At 60.8% G+C, this 915-nt stretch carries 1 protein-coding gene; it reads right to left on the reverse strand.

Translation table 11 applies throughout. The annotated features are described in order from the left end of the window. Positions 1-7: 7 nt before the first annotated feature. Positions 8-840, reverse strand: a protein-coding gene (locus tag B2A78_RS25425) for an IS5 family transposase (protein ID WP_143735327.1) whose coding sequence is annotated in 2 segments (ribosomal slippage) — positions 8-471 and positions 471-840 — 834 coding nt in all. Because the reading frame shifts where the segments join, the coding sequence is not laid out codon by codon here. Positions 841-915: the final 75 nt, after the last annotated feature.

Here is a 915-nt window from a genome sequence, read left to right on the forward strand (position 1 = left end):
TAAGAGCCTATCCCAGTAGACCCGTTGCCCGCCAAGTAATGATGCCGCAGGCCAAGTGCAGCATGGCAAGATAGGTGTCGGTTCGTTTTTCCCAGCGGATCAAAATCCGGCGGAATCGGTTGAGCCAGCTGTGGGTCCGTTCGACCACCCAGCGCCGCGCCTTGAAACCGGCTTCCTTCTTGATCGCTTCGGCCTCCTCACCGCGCGCTCGAATGTGAGCGGTAAACTGAAAGGCCTTGGCCAAGTCCCTCACCTCGTCATAGTCATAGCCTTTGTCCAGGCACAAGCCTTGCGGCTGCTCCGGCGTGGGTACAGGGCGCGGGACGCCGATGGCCGCCAAGGTGGACCGCGCCAGCTTCAGGTCGTGCCGATTGGCGCCGGCAATCACCACACTCAGCGGCAGGCCCGCGCCATCGGTTAACAGGCTTCGCTTCGCACCTTGTTTGCCCCGGTCGGTCGGATTCGGTCCCGTTTTTTTGAACCCGCCAACGGCGCTTTCGTCATGGCCCCATCCATGGCCAACCACGACCAGTCCAAGCCCTTCAACGCATCATAAGCCAGCAGTCCTTCGCGCCAGAACGCCTGGAACACCCCGGCTTCGGTCCACTCGACAAAGCGGCGATGGGCCGAACTGCTGGAGCAAATCCCGGTGGCGTTCAGCGCATTCCACTGACACCCGGTCCGGAGCACAAACAAGATCGCATTCATCGCCTGTCGGTCCGGCACCCGCGGGTTATGGCACCCGAGCGGATGCGGTTTACGCGGCGGCAAGAGCGGTTCCATCCGTTCCCACAGCTCATCCGGAATGCGCCAGCCATCATCTTTCGTCACCAGTCCCATAAGAGCCCCTCTTGACTCGAAATTTCGGCATTAGAGGTCGCTCATCACGCTTTTGTTCCTACTGGGATAGGCTCT

Origin of the sequence: Methylocaldum sp. 14B (genome assembly GCF_002005105.1) — a bacterium.
Classification (GTDB): domain Bacteria; phylum Pseudomonadota; class Gammaproteobacteria; order Methylococcales; family Methylococcaceae; genus Methylocaldum.